We start from the raw sequence: 13,763 nt of genomic DNA on the forward strand, positions 1-13,763 counted from the left end.
AAATTGACGCGGTCTTTTAGGAAGACCGCGTTAACCTCTTCGCGGGCAAGCCTCGCTCCTACAGGGGGGGTGGTATCAGATATTCGCGCGTAAAACGTTGGCGGGAAGCGGTTCACCGCGCTCGACACTCCCCGCCACAACCTCCATCAACCCACTCAACTCATACCCTTGGGCCTTGAGCCAATCCTGGTCGTAATAGCTGGTCTCATACCGCTCGCCGCCGTCGCACAGAATCGCCACGATCGACCCCGACTCCCCCGCCGCTGCCATCTGCCCGGCCGCCATCAAGGCACCGATCAGGTTGGTCCCGCTCGACCCGCCGACACGCCGTCCCAAACGTTGCGCCAGGTAATGCATGGCTGCCAGCGACAACGCGTCCGGCACCTTGACCATCGCATCGATCACCTTGGGCAGAAACGACGCCTCGACCCGTGGCCGGCCAATGCCTTCAATCCGAGAACCATGGTCGAGTCGCAGGCTGGCATCCCCCGTCTGGTAGAAATCGAAGAACACCGAACGCTCGGCATCGGCGCACAACACGCGGGTGCAATGCTGGCGATAACGCACGTATCGACCCAGCGTCGCGGTGGTACCGCCGGTGCCGGGACTGGAAATCAGCCAGCTCGGCTCGGGGTGCCGTTCAAAACGCATTTGCTGGAAGATCGACTCGGCGATGTTGTTGTTCGCCCGCCAGTCAGTGGCGCGTTCGGCGTAGGTGAACTGGTCGATGAAATGCCCGTCATGTTCGCGGGCCAGGCGCTCGGACTCGGCGTAGATCTGCGTCGGATCGTCGACCAGATGACTCTTGCCGCCGTAGAACGCGATCTGCGCGATCTTCTCTTTGGACGTGGTCGCCGGCATCACCGCAATGAACGGCAAGCCCAGCAACCTGGCGAAGTAAGCCTCGGAAATCGCCGTCGAACCGCTGGACGCTTCAATCACCGGCGCGCCAGGTTTGAGCCAGCCGTTGCACAAGGCATAGAGGAACAACGAGCGCGCCAGCCGGTGCTTGAGGCTGCCGGTGGGATGGCTGGACTCGTCCTTGAAGTACAGCTCGATGCCCGTAAACCCCGGGAGCGGCAAAGGGATCAGGTGGGTGTCGGCGCTGCGCTGGAAGTCGGCTTCGATGATCCGGATGGCTTCGCGGGCCCACTGTCGGTTGTCGCTCATGATGGTTTTTCTCGTTGAGTCGGCCTTCGTGCAAGGCTCAGCCCATAAGCTTAGGAAAAAACCCACGCCACGCACAGATACAGCTGAGGCCCAATACGTTTGGCAACTGCTAGGCTCATCTCCGTGCCAACCCCTTGCGTTGTAACGGTATATAACAAAAAAGAATATAACTTTTGTTTTAACAACCAACGGTACGGGTTAGGGTGTGCCACCTTTTTGATTTTTCGATGGAGAGCGACCTTGCCTCTGCGTAGCACTTTCACGCGTTTCTTTCAGTTGGAAGCTGCCAGCGGTCTGTTATTGATCGCCGCGGCAGCCCTGGCTTTGATCATCAACAACTCCCCGTTGTCGTGGCTGTACAGCAGTTTCCTCGACACGCCGGTGGTGGCGCAGATCGGTGCGCTGCAAATCGCCAAACCGGCGCTGCTGTGGATCAACGACGGCCTGATGGCCCTGTTTTTCCTGCTGATCGGCCTGGAAGTGAAGCGCGAAGTCCTCGACGGCCAGCTGTCGAAACCTTCGCAGATCGTCCTGCCCGGCGCGGCAGCGATTGGCGGCATGGTCGTTCCGGCACTCCTCTACTGGTTTCTCAATCGTGACAACCCGGCAGCCCTGAGTGGCTGGGCCATCCCGATGGCCACTGACATCGCCTTCGCCCTCGGCGTTCTCGCCCTGCTAGGCAAGCGCGTGCCGGTGTCGCTGAAACTGTTCCTGATGACCCTCGCGATCATTGACGACCTCGGCGCCATTATCGTCATTGCGATCTTCTACTCCGGCACGCTGTCGACACTTTCGCTGGCATTGGCTGCGTCGTGCATCGTCGCCTTGATTGCGATGAACCGGCTCGGCGTGGTCAAGCTCGGGCCGTACATGATCATCGGTTTGATCCTCTGGGTCTGCGTGCTCAAGAGCGGCGTCCACGCGACGCTGGCTGGTGTGACCCTGGCGTTCTGCATTCCCTTGCGCACAAAAAATGCCGAACCGTCACCGCTGCTGACCCTCGAACACGCCCTGCATCCCTGGGTGGCCTACGGCATTCTGCCGCTGTTCGCCTTCGCCAACGCCGGCCTGTCGCTCAGCGGCGTGACCATGGAAAGCTTCACTCACCACGTGCCGATGGGCATTGCGGTGGGCCTGCTGCTGGGCAAAACCGTCGGTGTGTTCGGCCTGACCTGGCTGGCCGTGAAAATCGGCATCGCCGCCCTGCCCCAAGGCGCCAACTGGGGCCAGGTGCTGGGTGTCGCGATCCTCTGTGGTATCGGCTTCACCATGAGCCTGTTTGTCGGCTCCCTGGCCTTCGAGCCGGGTGTCAGTGAATACGCCGGAATGGACCGGATGGGTATTTTGACCGGTTCGATTCTGGCGGCATTGATCGGTTACGCGGTGACAGCGGCAGCGAGCCGCAAGCGCACCGCACTGCCATCCTGAGCGAAAGAGACCCCTCTTAACGACAATCAGGATTCGTCCTACAGCCACGTTTGACCTCGTTCGTTAACGTCGCACAGCCCCTTGTCCGGGGCTGTCGATGTGCGAGCGCAAGGAAGATCAATGGCTGGAAACAAGGATATCCCCCGGGTTAAAAACCCACCGTCCGGCGACGGACACCACGTCACTCACCGCTTCATGACGGCCTCCGAACTGGCCGAGCGGGACACCCGACAAAACGCTTACGACGCCATGCTCGCCAGGCAAGAGGCCTTCGAGCTCAGTCATGAGATCGCCCCCAAAAGGGACGAATATGTTCGTGCCGGGTGCGTCTTCGCCAAGTCCTGCAAACTGCCGGACGCCATCATCGACTACTCGAATCCTTCGGGCATGGTACCCACCGACAGCCTCAAGGATTACGGGGAAATCGCCTGGCTGGGTGCCCGCGAAGCGGACGATGCCGGGCAGCTGAATCTCGAAACCATCAGCGGCAGTACCCTCTCGCTCGGCATTGGCCGACTCGCCCTGAGTGCTCCGACGCTCGCGGCTCCGGTGGCCGCAATCGGCGCCGCCGGGGCCACCGCGCTGGCTACGGTGGTCGCGCTGTTCTGGACGCCAAGCTTGGACGACAGCGCGCTGTATACCGAAGATCAGTTGCGCGCTCTGAAACAGGCCAGGACCCGCGTTCGCTTGCAGGTCGAGCAACAGGCGGATGGCCGTCTCAAGGGTTATGGCTTCTACACCGGCAAGAACCGCGGTTGGGAAATGGTTGATGTTGTGCAGTTCACCTTGCGCGACAGTCAGCAGGTGGCGGATCTAGGGGATGGGGTTGAGCTGATCTGGACACCGGCAGTGGATGGTTCGGACATTCTCGGGATTCCGGCGCTGGAGGCTGCTCCGCAAGCGCCGCATATTTGGGTGTATCCGCCGACGAAAGCGGCTGACGGGATTATTGTGAATCCGGTGTATCCGCCTGATTACAAGGATTTCATTCTTGTTTTTCCGGTGGGGTCGGGGGTAAATCCGGTTTATGTAGTGATGAGCATGCCGGGGGATCATAAGTACTACGATGATCCGGAAACCCTCCCAGGCTTCCCTGATGCATTTCCCGTAAAACCGAAGGTTTCAGTTCGAGGTGGAGGGAAAAAACGAGCCCGATGGCTAGACCGCAAAGGCCGTATATATGAGTGGGACTCCAAAAGCGGTGCTGTAGAGCTTTACGATAAATCCGGAGTGCATTTGGGCGAATTCAATCACGTAACCGGCGAGCGAACCAAAAAGGCAAAGCCTGGTAGAAGAACCTCAAGAAACTGAAGAGAAAAATTATGCGCTATTTATCCATCACCGGTTTTTACCCTGATGAAAAACAAGATGATTCATTGCAGTTCCAACTGACCATCAAAGACTATGAAATGAACCAGGCATTGGCTCAATTGACCGAGTCAAAAAAACTGGAAGAAATAGAGCCTGGGGAGCTGGAACTGACAGGCACTCAAGCCCTACAGGTTGCAGAACTATTAGAAATCGACTTACCCGAGGGGTTGGAATATTTCATAGGCCCCCGCGCCGCGCCGTGAGAATCCTTAACAAACAAAACCCCAACCAGTCACCCGGCCGGGGTTTTCTTTTACCGCTCGTTCCCGCTTAGTGCGTAACGCGGCTCGTACCGTCAACAGTCGCAATCCGCACCCGCTCGCCCACGCGGAACACTTCATTCTCCTGAACCTGCTGCACATAGGCGCGCATGCTGCCGTCGTCTTCACGGACGGTGATTTCCACGCCTTGGGTGCGGGTCAGGCCTTCTTCAGTGGCTGAACCGAGCAGGCCGCCCGCCACGGCGCCGATGACCGCAGCGACGATGCTGCCTTTACCGCCGCCGATGGCGCTACCGCCGACACCACCGACCACTGCGCCCGCTGCGCCGCCGATCGGGGTTTTGGTGCCTTCGATTTTCACCGGACGCAAGGATTCGATGGTGCCCATGCGAACGGTCTGCACACGACGCGCTTCGTCACGGGAATAGGAGTCACCGGTCAGGCTCGATTGGCAGCCGGTGAGCAACATCGCCATCGTGGAAAAGGAAGCAACCAGCAGAACAGACTTACGCATAGCATCAACTCCAAAGGACAAGTATTCATTAAACTCCGCAGCTTGACGTCTGTCACGGCATCGCCCGGATAAAATTGGTTTCATTCAGGCTCGGTACAGGCGCCTCGGAACTCACCACACAGTAGCGGCAAACCGAAAAACCTGCCCCACTGACCCAAGGATTTTCATGGATTACTTCATCATTGTTGTCACCACGGTCGCCGGTTTGTACTTCCACTGGTGGCTGTACGTGCGGATCAAACGCTGGATGGACCGCGATCTGGCGTTGGCGCTGGCGGGTAAAGACGAGCAGAAAAAAGCGTTCATGCTCGAGCAACTGGCAAGCGCTCAGGCGCAGAAGATCAAGCGCCGGGACCTGCCCCAGTGGCTTGAAGCCGCTGCGGCAGGCTATCCCGATCGGTAGACTGCTTAAGGTGCCAGACGTTCAAGAATCCAGTCGGCGCCTTGCAAACGGTAGTTGAGGCGATCGTGCAGGCGGCTCGGACGGCCTTGCCAGAACTCGATGCGCTCGGGTAGCAAGCGGTAACCGCCCCAATGTTCCGGGCAGTGCGGTTGAGTGTCGCTGAAACGTTGCTCGGTGTTCTTGAGCAGCGCTTCCAGTTCAGCACGATCGGCGATCACCCGGCTCTGGGGCGAAGCCCAGGCACCGAGACGACTGCCCAGCGGGCGGACCTGGAAATAGGCGTCGGACTCTTCAGCCGTAACCTTCACCACCCGCCCTTCGATGCGCACCTGGCGCTCCAGGGTCGGCCAGAAAAACGTCATGGCGGCGAACGGGTTTGCCGCCAGATGCTGGCCTTTGGCGCTGTCGTAGTTGGTGAAGAAGGTGAAACCCTCTTCGTCCAGGCCCTTGAGCAGCAGAATGCGGCAATGCGGCCGACCGTCCTGATCGACGGTGGCCAGGGTCATGGCATTGGCCTCCACCGGCGGTTGCTCGGTTTTCACCGCGTCCGCAAACCACTGATGGAACAGTCCGAACGGCTCGGCCGGGGCTTGCACCTCGGTCAGACCGTCACGGGTGTAGTCGCGACGCATATCAGCCAGGCCCTGGGTCATGGCGCATTCCTTTTGGTTAACGAATCACTTCTTTGCAGCATCGGCAGCGGCGACTTTCTTGTCAGCCGCTGCGGCTTTTGCTGGGGTAGTCTTTTTCGCCGGGGTCGCGGTTTTAGCCGGTGTCTTCTTGGCTGGAGCCTTGGCGGCTTTCTTGGCCGGGGCTTTTTTCGCAGCAGGCACAGCCGCTTTTTTCGCCGCAGGTGCAGGCGTGACAGGCTTGACCACTGGCTTGACGTCCTGGGCAGCGACCAGGCGAACGGGCGCCGGAGCCGGCATGTTGTACTTGCTCAGCAACGCGACCATGGTGTTTTGCGGAGTCACCAGCAATTCCACACGACGGTTCAAGGCGCGACCTTCGTTGCTGTCGTTGGCTGCACGAGGGGCTTCACCGCCCATGCCGCGCAGCATCAGGCGATCACGCTGCAAACCGCTGAGGCGGAAGATCGCAGCGACGGCTTGCGCACGCTCCTGGCTCAGTTTGACGTTGGCCGGTGCGGCGCCCGAGGTATCACTGTGACCCAGTACCAGGACGGCGGTCTTAGGATCGACTTCCAGGATTTTCGCGACGCGAGTGAACGGGCCTAGGGTCACGGGCAGCAACATGGCCGGACGGTCCGGGTTGAACGAGCCTTCTACCGGCGCGGTCACGACCAATACGTTTTCACGACGCTCAAGTTGCAGATTGCTGTCCTTGATCGCTTCACGCAGGCGCGGCTCGTAGTCGTCGAGCCAGGCTTGAGTGACTTTAGGATCCGGCATCGGCACGGCTTTGGCGGTGGGTTGATCTTTACCCCCGAACGGCCACCACCACTTTCCACCGGCTTCAGCTTCAGCCTTGGCCACTTCGACAGGCTTGGCTTCAGGTTTTACTTCCGGCTTTTTGTCGAGCGCTTCATCGGAGCCGAACGGCCAATACCAAGGGTTGGAACTTTCAGCTTTGGTCGCTGGAGCCGCGGCGGCCGTTTTCAAAGGAGCTGGGGTCGGGGCCGGAGCCGGCTCTTTCGCGGCGACTTTGTCGGAGGAGCCGAACGGCCACCAGCTGCTGCCATCCGAATCACTTTGTGGGGTCTGTGCACAACCGGTGATCGCGACACACAGGGCCAAGGCAAGGGTGGTTTTATTGAATGACATTGGATATCCACAAAAATGAAATCATAAAAAATCAGGCCGGCGTGACCGGATAAACAGACGGTTGGAAACCATAATGGCCTTCGGGTTCCGGCCCTGGAGCCCGAGAGTGCGTATTACAGACAAGTGGCCAGTACCCGCGCAAGCTTCTGCGCGCGCGGATCCATCAAGACGTAAGGCCCCAGTGTATTTGTCACAAATCCGAAGGCCACATCATGTTCCGGGTCAGCAAAACCGATGGAGCCGCCAGCGCCCGGATGGCCGAATGCCCGCGGGCCGAGGCCGTAAGTCGCATTGGGAACGTCCGGTTGATCGAGCATGCAACCCAGGCCAAAACGGGTCCGGGTCAATAAAGTCTTGTCTTCGCCAAGGCTGTGTTCGCGGGTCAGCTCCTCGAGCATTTCGCTTTCCAGCAGGCTGCCATCAAGCAGGCCGGCGTAGAAACCAGCAAGGCTACGGGCGTTACCGTGGCCATTGGCGGCGGGTTGTTGCATCCGGCGCCATTCGGGTTTGTTGGTGCTGGTCATGATCGACGGCGGGTTAGTGAAGGCCCGGGTGGTCATGGCGGTCGGCTCGCGCATAGTCACTTGCAGCAAGCGCTGGGCCGCCGCATCGCCAACGTTGCCCTTGCCGCGGGCGATGTGCGCCACGCGATGGAACTCTTCGTCCGCCAGGCCCACATGGAAATCCAGCCCTAACGGCTTGGCGACCCGCGCCACAATCGATGAGCCCGGCCCACGACCGTCGGCACGGCGCAGCAACTCGCCCACCAGCCAGCCATAGGTGATTGCCGCGTAACCGTGGCCTTCGCCCGGTGTCCACCACGGCGTTTCGGCAGCAAGGGCATCGACCATGGTGTACCAGTCGTAGAGCGCTTCGGGTGCCAGCAACTCGCGCAGTGCCGGCAGACCGGCCTGATGGCAGAGCAACTGGCGCAAGGTGACGGAGTCTTTGCCGGCGGCGGCGAATTCGGGCCAGTAGCGCGCCACCGGGGCATCCAGTTGCAGCTTGCCTTCGGCCACCAATTGCAGGGCGGTGACGGCAGTGAAGGTCTTGGTGCAGGAGAACAGGTTGGCGATAGTGTCGCTGTGCCAGGCTTCAAGGCCATCCTTGTCGGCGGTACCGGCCCAGAGGTCGAGGACGGTTTCGCCACCGACCTGGATGCACAACGCCGCACCACGTTCCTGAGGATCGTCGAACAGCGCCGCGAACGCTTCGCGTACTGCTTCGAACTTAAGCTCGTAATGACCCTGAATCTGCACCCGCAACTCCCCGGACTATCGTTCTACAAAGTGGCCCGCATTGTTCCAGCCATTGAAGGTTTTGGGAACAGGCGTGAGCCGGGCGGTCGGTTGCCCATGGATTGGATCAGAAATTTGTCGTCAGGCTCGCTCCCCAGGGATCACGCAGCACCATGGTGGGAGCGAGCCTGCTCGCGAAGAACGATAACGCGGTCGAGCAGGGCTCAGTGACCGTTGGCCGAATGGCCACCGGCATGGCCCGCACCTTGCCCCACGCCTTTGCCCGCATCACCTTTTTTACCGCCCTCGCCTTCATGGGCGGCTTTATTTGCTGCAGCCTTGGCCTTCTCAGCCTCCTTGCCCAACTGGTCAACGGTCGCCAGGTTGCTCTTGCGCACGCTGTCGACAAAGCCCTGGAACGGCAGATCGGTAATGCCCACCAGGCCAAAGTGACCGTTCTCGCCATCCAGCAGACGTCCGGTCACCGGTTGATCGAGGTACTGGAACCAGTGCACGCCGACAATCGACGGTTCGCTCAGCGCCTGTTTGAGGAAGTTGGCATAAGCCGGGCCACGGTCTTCTTCCTTGGCCAATTGCGTCACACCGCCCCAGAACGGACCGCGATCAGCGGAGCCGAAGTTGAACTCGGTGATCAGCACCGGTTTGTCCAGGCTGCGCAATTTGGCAAAGTCATAGCCATCTTGCGGTTGCAGGGTGTACATGTTGAAGCTCAGTACGTCGCAATACTGGGCGCAGGACTCAACGGCTTCCGGGGTGCTGGTGGCGAAGCGACCGCCCAGCAGCAACTGGTTCGGTGCGTGCCACTTGAGCGAATCGGAAAGGGTCTTGAAGTAGGTATCGGCGAAGACCTTCTGGAAGTATTTGAAATCAGCCTCGATTTCCGGGTGTTCGGCGCTCGGCAGCGGCGGCACGAAACCCGGGTCTTCCATCAATTCCCAGGCCGGCAAGTCGATGCCCCACGCCTTGGAAAGGCCGGCCTGATTGCGGTACTTGTCGCGCAACTGCTTGAGAAACGCCCGTTTGGCCGGCACGTCGGTGGTCATTTTCAAGGTGCCGTAGGCCAGTGCGTAACGGGCTTTCGGATCGTCGCCGGGGCCGGCCCAGGCCAGTTCGTTGTCGGCGAAGTAACCGATCAGCCAGGGATCGTCGCGATGGTCGCGGGCGGCGATGGCAACGGCGCGTTCGGTGGCCATGGCGAAGCGTGGGTCGAACGGGTCGGGCATGCCGCCCCACCAATCGGTGCCGGTGCTGATGCTGGCGTAATCGCCGACGATCGACAGCGGCAAGGTGTACGGCACACGGTCAGCATTGGCCAGCGCCGGAGCGCTCCAGTTGCCGACCGTGTTGAAACCCCAGGCTTGCAGGCGATCCAGGGTATGGCTGGCCCAGCGTTGTTCATCAACCACGGCTTTGCAGGGTTCAGCAGGTTTTTGCTCGACGGCTTTGGCGACGGTCGCATCCTCCGCGCCGGTCTTGGCGGCTTCGGCGACGCCGGATTCGGCAGTCGTAGGTGCGACAGGTTGATCGGCGGCCTTGTCGGCCGTGGCCTCGACGGCATCAGCCTTGGCCGCTTCGGCGACACCGGCCTTGGTGTCGCTGCCCAGCGCGCACGGTTCGCCGTACAGGCGCTGCAAGTTAGCGCCATAGAAATCGTACCAGCGACCGGCGTTATAACCACGGCCCTGATCGGCGCCGTTGCCGCCACGGTTGTCGCCTTCGCCATAATGACTGGCCAAGGGTTCTTCCGGTTTTGGCAGGGATTCAAACATCCACTCGCGGCCGGCGATGTAGGTCTGGTTGACGTCCGGGGTAACGGTATTGACCCCCAGCGAATAGAACGGATGCCCTTCCGGGGTCACCAGGTACCAGCGACCGTCACGTTTTTCCGTGCGGAAAAAGCCGCTGGCCTTGAATGTCGGGCCTTTGTTCCAGCCGCCGAACTTGTCCAGGGACAACTTCTGGCGCTCGGCGAGCCAGGTTCTGGTTTGTTGCTGTTCTTTGGCGGCGGCGCTTTTCAGTTGCTCATCGCTACCGACCTTCTCCGGCCATTTGGCCCGGGTCGATTGACCGTAGGCGTCCACCAGGCCGCCGTATGCCGCCTTGGTCACCGCTTCACCGTCCTGCACGCCGAAGCGCTCAAGCAGGATACTTTGGGCTACTTTCGGCTGATCCATCGACAACGTTACCGACACCACCTGGCTGCGATCCAGCTCACCGGCGCTGCTGGCCAGCAATACCCGTTGGCCGTCAAACGTCATCGGCATCGGCGGCCCGGCCTTCATGCCCTGGCTCAGCGGCGAACTCGGTTGCAGCGGCACCAACAGGGTCTGCGCCGGTCCGGCCGGCAAATCGACACGACTGATCAGGGTCTTGCCATCGTTGCTCTGGATTTTCACGTACAGGGTCACGGCCCAGTCCATCGCGCTCTGAATGCGCAAGCTCATGACACCTGACTGGGACCAGTCCCAGGCGCCGGTTTGCGGGGTCAGACGCAAGGTCGGTTGCGCCACCGGGTTGAACGTCACCCGACGCAGCACTTCACCTTCGGCCGTTTGCTCCGCATTGGATTGCGGCAGGCTGGCATCCTGAGTTGCCACCTGGACCACATCGGCGGGGCGCACAAAGTTGAACAGCGTCTGTTGGCCGGCAGGGGCTGCCAGCAAAGGGGCTGCGAACATCAGGGCGAAAACAGCAGGCAACGAACAGCGAATCATAGGAACGTGTTTCTCCCGAACGACCCTCAATGGGCCAATGGAAAGGTGGTGGCTGAACGATAGACAACGCGGTGGGCAAAAAAGCCCACCGGTGTTTCAGGAAATTTCGCGACGGAATGGCGGCAATGCGTTGAGGATTGCTTTGCCATAACGCTGGGTGACCAGGCGTCGATCCAGCAGGGTGATGGTGCCGCGGTCTTCTTCGGTACGCAGCAAGCGGCCGCAGGCCTGGACCAGTTTCAGCGAGGCGTCCGGCACGGAGATTTCCATGAACGGATTGCCGCCACGGGCTTCAATCCATTCGGCCAGGGCCGCTTCGACCGGGTCGTCGGGCACCGAGAACGGAATCTTCGCGATCACCACGTGCTCGCAATACGCACCGGGCAAGTCGACCCCTTCGGCAAAACTCGCCAGGCCGAACAGCACGCTGGAGTCTCCGCCATCAACACGCGCCTTGTGCTTGTTCAGGGTTTCCTGTTTCGACAGGTTGCCTTGAATGAACACTTGCTTGCGCCAGTCACGGTCCAGGCCGTCGAACACGTCCTGCATCTGTTTGCGCGAGGAGAACAGCACCAGGGTGCCGCGCGAACCTTCCACCAAGGCTGGCAAGTCACGGATGATCGCGGCGGTGTGGGCCGGTGCGTCACGCGGGTCGGCTTTCAGGTCCGGCACCCGCAACACACCGGCGTCGGCGTGATGGAACGGGCTCGGGACCACGGCAGTCACGGCTTTTTTTGGCAGGCCGGCACGCATGCGGAAACGGTCGAAGGTGCCGAGAGCGGTCAGGGTCGCCGAAGTCACCAGTGCGCCATAAGCGACGTTCCACAGGTTGCGCCGGAGCATTTCCGCGGCGAGGATCGGGCTGGCGTTGACCTCGATGTCGAACAGCGAACCGCTTTCGGCCAGGGTCAGCCAGCGGGCCATGGGCGGGTTGTCTTCCGGGTCTTCAGCGGTGAACGCGACCCACAATTCCCAGTTGCCCGAAGAACGGGACAACAGGCTGCCGAACAGCGGATACCACTCTTCGGCCTGGTTGCTGGCGATGCCGATATTGACCTCGCCGTCCATGCCTTCCTTGAGCAGTTCGGTGAGCCGGGTGAACAGGTCGGTCAGACGGGCATAGCCCTTCTTCAGCTCGACGCCCATTTCGCGCATGTGCTCGGGAATCACCCCGCCGACGAAACGGTGTCGCGGCCGTTCGCGGCCTTCGACGTCTTCGCCGGGCTTGAAATCGGCCACCTGCTCGCACGCGGTGAACATGAACTGCTGCTGGGTCTTGATCTCGCGAGCCAGCTCCGGCACCTGCTCGATCAACTTGCCCAGGTCACCCGGCAGCGGATGCTGGGCCAGTAGTTTGGTGAGGTTCTTGGCGGTAGTTTCCAGCCAGTCGGCGGTGGAACGCAGGCGCGTGTAGTGGGCGAAATGGCCGATGGCCTTGTCCGGCAGGTGGTGGCCTTCGTCGAATACGTAAATGGTATCGCGCGGGTCCGGCAGCACGGCGCCGCCGCCCAACGCCAGGTCTGCCAGGACCATGTCGTGGTTGGTGACAATCACGTCAACCTTGCCCATGCCTTCGCGGGCCTTGTAGAAGGCGCACTGGCCGAAGTTGGGGCAATGACGGTTAGTACACTGGCTGTGATCGGTGGTCAGGCGCGCCCAGTCGGCGTCTTCCAGGGCGGTGGACCAACTGTCGCGGTCGCCGTCCCATTTATTGCCGGCGAGCTTCTCGATCATGCTGGTGAAGAGCTTCTGGCTGGCTTCATCGACCTCGATCTTGAAACCTTCTTCTCCGAACAGCTGAGCCGTGGCGGTTTGCGCGTGACCTTCCTGGAGCAACATGTCGAGCTTGGACAGGCACATGTAGCGCCCGCGCCCCTTGGCCAGGGCGAAGCTGAAATTCAGCCCGCTGTTGCGCATCAGGTCGGGCAAATCCTTGTAGACGATCTGCTCTTGCAGGGCCACGGTGGCCGTGGCGATGACCAGGCGTTTGCCGGCGGCCTTGGCGGTGGGTATCGCCGCCAGGCTGTAGGCCACGGTTTTACCGGTACCGGTGCCGGCTTCCACCGCGACAATCGCGGGGTCGCCACTGCGCCGGCCTTCGTCGTCGGTGTCGATGTCACCGAGGACTTTGGCAATTTCGGCGATCATCAGGCGTTGGCCGTAGCGTGGTTTGAGGCTCTTGGCTTCAAGAAAACGCGAGTAGGCGCCCTGGATCGTGGTTTTGAGTTCGGTGCTGATCATGGATTGTCGGGCGCAAAAAACGCTGGATAAATTTTCAGTGGTTCGTATGGGCCGCTATCATACCCCGCTAATTAATCCCGCGCAGAACGGAGTACCTCAATGACACCTTTTGGCATCGTTTACACCCTGCACGTCCTGTCCGCCCTGGTGTGGGTCGGCGGTATGTTTTTCGCCTGGATGGTCTTGCGGCCTGCAGCGATGAAGGCGCTGGAGGGGCCTGCCCGTTTGAAGCTGTGGGTGGAAGTGTTTCAAGGTTTTTTCCGCTGGGTCTGGGTCGCGGTGGTGCTATTGCCGATCAGTGGCGTGGGCATGATTCATCTGCAATACGCCGGGTTTGAGGCGGCGCCGCGGTATGTGCAGGTGATGATGGGCTTGTATGTGGTGATGACCGCGCTGTTTATCCGGATTCAAGCGTTGCTGCTTCCAGAGTTGCGCACGGCGGTGGGCGCACAGGATTGGCCGACCGGGGCTGCGACGCTGGGGAAGATTCGCAAGTTGGTGGGGATCAATTTGATTGTCGGGTTGGTGCTGGTGGCGATTGCTGCGGCCAGACCGATGTTCTAAAGCAAACTGTACAACTGTGGCGAGGGAGCTTGCTCCCGCTGGGTTGCGAAGCGGCCCCAAAATAGGACTGCTGCGCAGTCCAGCGGGAGCAAGC

At 60.7% G+C, this 13,763-nt stretch carries 12 protein-coding genes; 5 read left to right on the forward strand and 7 right to left on the reverse strand.

Going from position 1 to position 13,763, the window contains the following annotated elements; all coding sequences use genetic code 11:
• Nucleotides 1–75: 75 nt before the first annotated feature.
• The gene (locus QMX98_RS24895; RefSeq protein WP_177346254.1) at nucleotides 76–1,173 is read right to left on the reverse strand and encodes a PLP-dependent cysteine synthase family protein; all 1,098 of its coding nucleotides are present in this window, start codon (nucleotides 1,171–1,173) and stop codon (nucleotides 76–78) included.
• A 237-nt stretch (nucleotides 1,174–1,410) separates the two neighbouring features.
• On the opposite strand from QMX98_RS24895, the gene nhaA reads away from it, so the two are divergent.
• The 3 genes from nhaA (at nucleotide 1,411) to QMX98_RS24910 (ending at nucleotide 4,172) form a co-directional block, all read left to right on the forward strand.
• Nucleotides 1,411–2,598: a Na+/H+ antiporter NhaA gene (gene nhaA / locus QMX98_RS24900; RefSeq protein WP_010462602.1), complete on the forward strand. Its 1,188-nt coding sequence runs from the start codon at nucleotides 1,411–1,413 to the stop codon at nucleotides 2,596–2,598.
• A gap of 120 nt (nucleotides 2,599–2,718) precedes the next feature.
• Nucleotides 2,719–3,909, forward strand: a complete 1,191-nt coding sequence (locus QMX98_RS24905; protein WP_169856243.1) for an S-type pyocin domain-containing protein — start codon at nucleotides 2,719–2,721, stop codon at nucleotides 3,907–3,909.
• A gap of 11 nt (nucleotides 3,910–3,920) precedes the next feature.
• Complete coding sequence (locus QMX98_RS24910) at nucleotides 3,921–4,172, forward strand: pyocin S6 family toxin immunity protein (RefSeq protein WP_282411520.1); 252 nt, start codon at nucleotides 3,921–3,923, stop codon at nucleotides 4,170–4,172.
• Nucleotides 4,173–4,239: 67 nt separating this feature from the next.
• Here the strand turns inward: QMX98_RS24910 and QMX98_RS24915 are convergent, their stop codons facing one another.
• The gene (locus QMX98_RS24915) at nucleotides 4,240–4,704 is read right to left on the reverse strand and encodes a glycine zipper 2TM domain-containing protein (protein ID WP_010462609.1); all 465 of its coding nucleotides are present in this window, start codon (nucleotides 4,702–4,704) and stop codon (nucleotides 4,240–4,242) included.
• Between the two features lie 166 nt (nucleotides 4,705–4,870).
• On the opposite strand from QMX98_RS24915, the gene QMX98_RS24920 reads away from it, so the two are divergent.
• Nucleotides 4,871–5,107, forward strand: coding sequence for a hypothetical protein (locus QMX98_RS24920; RefSeq protein ID WP_077749569.1), 237 nt, complete (start codon nucleotides 4,871–4,873; stop codon nucleotides 5,105–5,107).
• Between the two features lie 5 nt (nucleotides 5,108–5,112).
• On the opposite strand, the gene pdxH is transcribed toward QMX98_RS24920, so the two are convergent.
• From pdxH to dinG, 5 genes are all read right to left on the reverse strand, one after another.
• Nucleotides 5,113–5,760: a pyridoxamine 5'-phosphate oxidase gene (gene pdxH, locus QMX98_RS24925; RefSeq protein ID WP_200667826.1), complete on the reverse strand. Its 648-nt coding sequence runs from the start codon at nucleotides 5,758–5,760 to the stop codon at nucleotides 5,113–5,115.
• A gap of 24 nt (nucleotides 5,761–5,784) precedes the next feature.
• Nucleotides 5,785–6,891 carry an OmpA family protein gene (locus tag QMX98_RS24930; protein ID WP_282411521.1) on the reverse strand — a complete coding sequence of 369 codons (1,107 nt, stop codon included), beginning with the start codon at nucleotides 6,889–6,891 and terminating at the stop codon, nucleotides 5,785–5,787.
• A 113-nt stretch (nucleotides 6,892–7,004) separates the two neighbouring features.
• Nucleotides 7,005–8,150, reverse strand: coding sequence for a serine hydrolase domain-containing protein (locus QMX98_RS24935; RefSeq protein WP_077749571.1), 1,146 nt, complete (start codon nucleotides 8,148–8,150; stop codon nucleotides 7,005–7,007).
• A 203-nt stretch (nucleotides 8,151–8,353) separates the two neighbouring features.
• A complete protein-coding gene (locus QMX98_RS24940) occupies nucleotides 8,354–10,864 on the reverse strand; it encodes a beta-galactosidase (protein ID WP_282411522.1) in 2,511 nt (836 codons plus the stop codon).
• A gap of 96 nt (nucleotides 10,865–10,960) precedes the next feature.
• Nucleotides 10,961–13,105 (reverse strand): ATP-dependent DNA helicase DinG, encoded by a 2,145-nt coding sequence (gene dinG, locus QMX98_RS24945; protein ID WP_282411523.1) that lies wholly within the window; start codon nucleotides 13,103–13,105, stop codon nucleotides 10,961–10,963.
• A 99-nt stretch (nucleotides 13,106–13,204) separates the two neighbouring features.
• On the opposite strand from dinG, the gene QMX98_RS24950 reads away from it, so the two are divergent.
• The gene (locus tag QMX98_RS24950) at nucleotides 13,205–13,669 is read left to right on the forward strand and encodes a CopD family protein (RefSeq protein WP_083374886.1); all 465 of its coding nucleotides are present in this window, start codon (nucleotides 13,205–13,207) and stop codon (nucleotides 13,667–13,669) included.
• Nucleotides 13,670–13,763 lie beyond the last annotated feature (94 nt).

This window comes from Pseudomonas sp. PS02303 (genome assembly GCF_029959925.1).
Classification (GTDB): domain Bacteria; phylum Pseudomonadota; class Gammaproteobacteria; order Pseudomonadales; family Pseudomonadaceae; genus Aquipseudomonas; species Aquipseudomonas mandelii.